The organism is Chloroflexota bacterium, assembly GCA_020850535.1.
GTDB lineage: Bacteria > Chloroflexota > UBA6077 > UBA6077 > JACCZL01 > JADZEM01.
The window spans coordinates 81,803-88,367 of record JADZEM010000190.1; the positions used below are offsets into that span (position 1 = coordinate 81,803).

Consider the following 6,565-nt stretch of genomic DNA (forward strand, 5'->3'; position numbering starts at 1 on the left):
GAACAGCCTATACTCCCCTGGTCAGCGCCTGTGTGCGATATTCAGCAGCGGTGCTTGTTTGTCCCGGCCGGGGGTGTCACACTCTCCCGCAGGCGATTCGCAGGATCGACGACGATTCGGCCAGCCGTCGGCCGGCCAGGCCAGGGTGGCCAGACCTGGCCGGCCAGACCCACCAGGGAGAGTCCACATGGCAGAGGATGCCGGGGGAACCCTTTACCCCGTCGAACAGTTGCGCGCGTTCACCTTGCGCGCCTTCACCACCGCCGGCGTGCCGGACGAGGACGCCGCGATTGTCACCGACAACCTGATCGAGGCAAACCTGCGCGGCGTTGACACCCATGGGATCACCCGGCTGCTGGCGATCTACGTCAAGCGGCTGAAGGTCGGCATCACCAACCCGCGCCCGAAGATCGAGGTCGTCTCGGATGCGCCTTCGGCCATCGTGGTGGATGGCGACAACGGTCTCGGCTCGGTGGTGGCCACCTACGCCATGCGCGAGGCGATCAAGCGCGCCCGCGAGACCGGCTCCTGCTGGGCCGGGGTGCGCAACAGTAATCATTTCGGCGCCACGGCGTACTTCACGACGATGGCGGCTGAGGCGGGCATGGTCGGCCTGGGCATGACCAACGGTCCGGCCGCGATGGCCCCCTGGGGCGGCGCGAAGGCGTACATGTCCACCAACCCGTTCTCGATCGCCGTGCCGAGCGAGGAAGGGCCGGTCATCATGGACATGGCCACCAGCGTCGTGGCGCGGGGCCACATCCTGCTGGCCTCCACGCGCGGCGACAAGACGATCCCGCCGGGCTGGGCGCTCGACAAGGAGGGCCGCCCGACGACGGACACGCAGGAGGCCCTGGCCGGCACCGTGATGCCGATGGCCGGCTACAAGGGCGCGGTCATCTCGATGATGATCGACATCCTGAGCGGCGCCCTGACGGGCGCGTCGTTCGGAACGCACATCGGGCCGCTCTACGGCAAGCTGGACACGAAGCAGGACATCGGCCATCTGTTCGGCGTGCTGGACATCGACAAGATGATCCCGCTGCCGAGCTTCAAGGAGCGGCTGGCGCAGATGATCCGCGAGGTCAAGGCGACGCCACTGGCGGCCGGCGCCACGGCCATCTACGCGCCCGGCGAGATCGAGGCCACCAAGAAGGCCCACCGGCTGGTGGAGGGCATCCCGATCCCGGACGGCGTGCGCCGCGAGTTCGAGGAGACGGCGGCCGAGCTGGGCATCAGCTTCCCGTAGAGACGGGAGCAGAGAGACGCGCTCACTTCCGACCGAGGGAGGCCCTCCCTCGGTCGGAAGTGAGGGCCGCTCTCGACCGGCACTACCAGCCGCGATCCTTCCACTCCTGCAGGCTCGGCTTCTCGGCTCCGATGGTCGAGGACTTGCCGTGCCCAGGGTAGATCACGGTGTCGTCGGGCAGCGAGAGCAGCTTGTACTCGACGCTCCGGATGATCGTGTAGAAGTGCCCGGTCTCGTTCTTGGTGTTGCCGACGCCGCCCGGGAAGAGCGTGTCGCCGCTGAACAGCAGGTTGCCCACCGTGAAGCAGGTGCTGCCGGGCGTGTGGCCGGGCGTGTGGATCGCCGTCAGCACGTTCTTGCCGAACGGCAGCTCCTGCCGGTCCACGAGCGTCTGCTCTGGCGGCGACTTCAACATCCCCTGATCCAGCTCCCCGATGGCAGCCGGCACGCCGAGCGTCGCCTTAAGCGGGTCGAGCTGATCGTGGTGGTCCCAGTGGCCGTGCGTGATCAGGATCGCCTTGACCTTCGTGTCCTCGACGGCCGCGGCGATCTTGTCAGGCTCCCAGCCCGCGTCGATGACGTACCCCTCTTTGGTGTTGGGGTCACGGACGATGTAGACGACGTTCTCGAACGTCCCGACCTGGAGCGTCTTCAGCTCGAAGTCTGCGCCGTTCGCCGTGACGCGCTGCCAGCCAGCCATGCGCCCTCCTGCGTGGGTGTTAGGTTGTAGATCGTAGGTGGTAAGTCGTAGATCGTGGGTCATGGGGGTGGAGCAGCCACCGCACTCCACCGCACCCCTACAACTCTACACACTCGAAGGCCGCAGCAGCCGGACAGTCGGCGCTGGCGCCCCAACACCGACGATCTACGGCCCACGCCCACGGCCCACGCCTACGCGTAGAGGCTGAGCCGCTCCTCGCGCAGGGCGCCGTTGGTGACCTTCTTGATCTCGCTCAGCGACTTCTCGTCCCACTCAGCCACGAACGTGATCGCCTTCCCCTCGCGGCCCATCCGCGCCGTCCGCCCGATGCGGTGGACGTAGGACTCGCTCTCTTCGGGGATGTCGTAGTTGATCACGTGGCTGACTTCGGGGATGTCGAGGCCGCGCGCCGCGAGGTTCGTGGCGATCAGCAGGGTGATCGCCCCGCTGCGGAAGTCCGCCAGGACGCGCTCGCGCTGGTTCTGACCGAGACTGCCGTGGATCGCCTCGACCGGGATGCCGTCCCGACGGAGGATCCGGGTCAGCCGGTCGACGGCCACCTGGGTCCGGCAGAAGATCATCGCCCGCTCGGGCTGCTCTTCAAGCAGGACAGTCCGCAACGCCTCGGGCTTGTCGCGCTCGGCCACCTCGTAGTAGACCTGATCGACGGCGGCGACCGTCGGCTGCTCCGGCTTGCACTGGACAGTCACGGCGTCGCGCATGTGCCGCCGCGAGATGATCCGCACCACCGTCGGGACCGTGGCCGAGAAGAGCGCCGTCTGGCGGTTGCGCGGCGTCCGTCGGAGGATGCGCTCCACGTCGGGCATGAAGCCCATGTCGAGCATCCGGTCGGCCTCGTCGAGCACAAGGTACGAGACGCTCTCGAAGGAGAGCGTTCCCCGCTTGAGATGGTCGAGGATGCGGCCGGGCGTGCCGACCACCACCTGTGCGCCGCGCTTCAGGTCGCGCAGCTGGTTGCCCATGCTCGCGCCGCCGTAGATCGCAGCGACGTGGACGCCACGCCACCGCCCGATGCGCGTCAGCTCGTCGGAGATCTGGCTGGCAAGCTCGCGGGTCGGCGCGAGGACCAGCGCCTGCACAACCAGCATCGAGGGGTCGATGCGCTCGACCAGCGGGATGCCGAACGCGGCGGTCTTGCCAGTGCCCGTCTGGGCCTGCCCCACCACGTCCTGGCCTTCCAGCAGGAGGGGAATCGTCTTCTGCTGGATCTCGGTCGGGTTGACGAAGCCCATGTCGGCCAGCGAACGGGCCGTCTGGGCCGTCATCAGGACGCCGCCGAACGCGAGCACCTTCGGCTCGTCGGGGGACGGGCCAGGATCGAGCGGCGTGGGGCCGGCGTAGGTGTCAGCCTCGGCAGCAGGACGGACCCGGCGCACCTTGCGGCGCTTGCGCGGGCCATCGCTGCCAACGGGAACCTCGTAGCGCTCCTCGCGGCCATCCACGATGCGGACCCGGGTGACGGTGGGCACCCAGTCGTCGACAACGGCTGGCACGGGCGCAGCGGCTAGCGCGGGCGCAGCGGCCGGCGCGGGCGCAACGGCTGGCTCGGCAGCTGCTGCCGCTTCGGCAGGCATTGCCACAGCGGCCGCCGCCTCGGCTGCACGGGCGGCGGCCGCCTCGCGGGCCGCCTGACGGGTCCGTCGCGGCTTTGCCGGGGCTGCCGCCGGCTCAGGGGCGACCTGGACCGGCGCGGGGGCAGGCTGGACCGGCGCGGATGCCGCGGCCTCGGCGACCGGGGTCACCCTGGTCTTGCGAGTGCGACGCGGCTTCGCCGGCGCGGACGCCGGCTCCGTCATAGCCGACGTCGTCAGGTCGGCCGCAGTAGGCGCAGACGATGCCTCGGCAGTGGGCACAGCTTCGACGGTGGCAGCGGCCTTGCGTGTGCGGCGCGGCTTTGGAGCCGGGGCTTCGGGCGCAGCCGCTGATGTGGGAGTCGCTTCGGGCGTGGACGATGCTGCCGACGCGGTACCTGACTTGCGGGTTCGGCGCGACTTCCCGGGCGTTTCCGGCGCCGCCTCAGGGGTTGACACCGCTTCCGCCGCCTCAGGGGTTGACACCGCTTCCACAGGCGGCGCAACCGCCTCAACAGCGGGAGCCACCGGCGTCGCCGAAATGGCCTCGGCCTCTGCTGCGACGGCGGCGGTGCTCTTGCGGGTGCGGCGCGGCTTCGGCGCGGCCGCCACGGGGCGGGCGGCGATCTCGGTCGCCGGGGTCTCGGCGGGCACGGCGACGGCCTGCGCACGCGTGCTGGCGCGGCGGCGCTTCGTCGCCTGCTCGGGATCTGGTGGGGTCTCTACGAGCTGCATAGTGCGGACATTTCCTCCGGCGCACACGAAAAAGGGGCGACGAAGCCCTATCGCTTCGTGCCCCTCTTGCTGGCGCTCTCGCGTGACGTGCTCTCTGTCAAGCTTCTCTGCAAACGTTTCAAGGTCGCTTCCAGTATACCGCGACCTGCACGATCCCTGCTCTCCCTGGTCCGCATGGCGCAGTCCGGTCCGTTTCCGTACGGGTTTGGCGCACATTCGACCGATCTGCTCACGTCATAGGAACGTAGGAATCTTCAGACAACGGGATGCCCAGCGCGGTACGCTTGCGCGCAGGGACCGTGCTGCGACCATCCTGAACCGTGCGCCGAGCATCCAGCCGGTAGGAGCCTTCGTATGAGCATGCAGATGGGTGCTGGGCGCGAACCACGCCAGCGGCGGCGACGCGGCTTCCTGGCCGGCGTCGGCGCAGCCGTCGCGATGACCGTGGCGATGGTCGTCCTGCGCGTCGCAACGGCGGTTCCCTCCCTCCCGGAGGTCATCGGCGAGGCGTTCATCAGCCTGATGCCGGCAGCCGTCTTCTCGGCCATTCTCGAAGCGCTGCGTACGGCCGCCAAGCCGACGCTCTACGTCGGCATCCTGATCGGGACGCTGCTGGTCGGCGGGCTGCTGGGGCGGGGCTTCGCATACGGCCCGCTGACCTGGAGGCGGGCGCTGGCCCTCGCTACCGCCATCTGGGCGATCTTCGGCCTGGCCGTCCTGCCGCTGCTGGGTCTCGGCGTCTTCGGCACCAACCCCCGAGCGGGCACCGTCACGATGGCCGTGCAGCTTGCCCTCGTGTTCGGGAGCTTCGGCGGGTCGCTGCTGCTCCTGCTGCGCGCGCTGGAGCCGGATACGCGCCCGGGGGTCGTGATGGCCGAGCGCCGGGCCGCGATCCTCGGGATGCTGGCCGGCCTGATGGCCGTGGCGGCGGTGGGCACAGCCTGGCGGCAGCTGCTGGGTGGGCGCGCACCGACCAGCACCGTCGGGACGGAGACGGCCGCGCCGGGCGGGCCAGCATCAGAGTCTGTCGACGCTGCGCCGAGCGCCAGCCCGCCGGCCGCCGTGGCCGAGCAGCCGCCCGCGCCGGCCGCCGCTGGCAGCGCGCCGGTCCGCGCGGCTCCCCGACCGGACGCGCCGCCCGTCCCGATGACGGTCCAACCGAAGACGCCCGCCCCGGCCCCCTTCGACGTGCCAAACCTCAGCCCCGAGGTCACGGCTGCGAAGGAGTTCTACACCGTCTCCAAGAACCTGATCGATCCGACGGTAGACATGAGCACGTGGTCGCTGAAGGTTGACGGGCTGGTGGAGAACCCTGCCACCTACCTCTACGCCGACATCAAGGCGTTGCCGGCGTTCAGCGACTACTACACGCTCCACTGCATCAGCGACACGGTGGGCGGCGACCTCTGGGGCAACGCCCACTGGAAGGGCGTGCGGCTGGTCGAGATCCTGAGCCGGGCGGCCCTCAAGCCGGGCGTGCGAGACGTGGTCTTCCATGCCGACGACGGCTACACCGACAGCATCCCGCTGGAGGTCGCGACGCGCCCAGACACACTCCTGGCCTACGAGATGAACGGCGAGCAGCTTCCGCGCGAGCATGGCTACCCGGCCCGCTTGCTGATCCCCGGCATCTACGGCATGAAGAACGTCAAGTGGATCACCCGCATCGAGCTGGTGGACAACGACTACAAGGGGTTCTGGGCGAAGCAGGGCTGGGACGACCGTGCCCCCTATCAGACGGCCACGCGCATCGACTTTCCGGCGACCCGCGCGCAGCTGCCGCCCGGCGACGTGGTCGTCGGCGGGGTGACGTTCGCCGGCTTCCGGGGCGTGGACAGGGTCGAGATCAGCCTGGACGACGGCAAGACCTGGGAACAGGCCCAGGTGAAGCCCGCCCTGGCGCTCAACTCCTGGAACCTCTGGATCTTCCGCAAGCAGCTTGGTCCGGGCACCTACACGGTGAAGGCACGCGCCATCGACGGCACTGGCGAGCCGCAGATCCAGAGCGAGGCCGAGCCGTTCCCCTCCGGCTCGACCGGCTACCACACGATCCTGCTGCGCGTCGGCTGACGACCGTCCACACGCAGGGCGATTGCATGTTGATGTCGTCGTGCCCCCGCGTCGGGGCTTGAAAGCCCCGCCTACGATCCTGCAGTCGCTGCGCGACGCTCCAGTCTCACCGGACGACGGCTGTTCCCGGTCTCCGTCGCGCAGCGACGGAATGACTGTAGGCGGGGACTTCAGTCCCCGACGAGGTCGCAGGACGTGCTCGTCATGCAATCGCCCTGA

At 69.4% G+C, this 6,565-nt stretch carries 4 protein-coding genes; 2 read left to right on the forward strand and 2 right to left on the reverse strand.

Features of this window, described 5'->3' with window-relative positions; all coding sequences use genetic code 11:
• The first annotated feature begins 187 nt into the window (after positions 1-187).
• Positions 188-1,249 (forward strand): Ldh family oxidoreductase, encoded by a 1,062-nt coding sequence (locus tag IT306_27670; GenBank protein ID MCC7372225.1) that lies wholly within the window; start codon positions 188-190, stop codon positions 1,247-1,249.
• An 82-nt stretch (positions 1,250-1,331) separates the two neighbouring features.
• Here IT306_27670 and IT306_27675 read toward each other — a convergent pair whose 3' ends face one another.
• Both IT306_27675 and IT306_27680 read right to left on the reverse strand, forming a co-directional pair.
• Positions 1,332-1,949 (reverse strand): MBL fold metallo-hydrolase, encoded by a 618-nt coding sequence (locus IT306_27675; GenBank protein MCC7372226.1) that lies wholly within the window; start codon positions 1,947-1,949, stop codon positions 1,332-1,334.
• Between the two features lie 191 nt (positions 1,950-2,140).
• The gene (locus IT306_27680; GenBank protein ID MCC7372227.1) at positions 2,141-4,276 is read right to left on the reverse strand and encodes a DEAD/DEAH box helicase; all 2,136 of its coding nucleotides are present in this window, start codon (positions 4,274-4,276) and stop codon (positions 2,141-2,143) included.
• 354 nt (positions 4,277-4,630) lie between these two features.
• Here IT306_27680 and IT306_27685 point away from each other — a divergent pair, with 354 nt between their 5' ends.
• Positions 4,631-6,346: a molybdopterin-dependent oxidoreductase gene (locus IT306_27685; protein MCC7372228.1), complete on the forward strand. Its 1,716-nt coding sequence runs from the start codon at positions 4,631-4,633 to the stop codon at positions 6,344-6,346.
• The last annotated feature ends 219 nt before the right edge of the window (positions 6,347-6,565 follow it).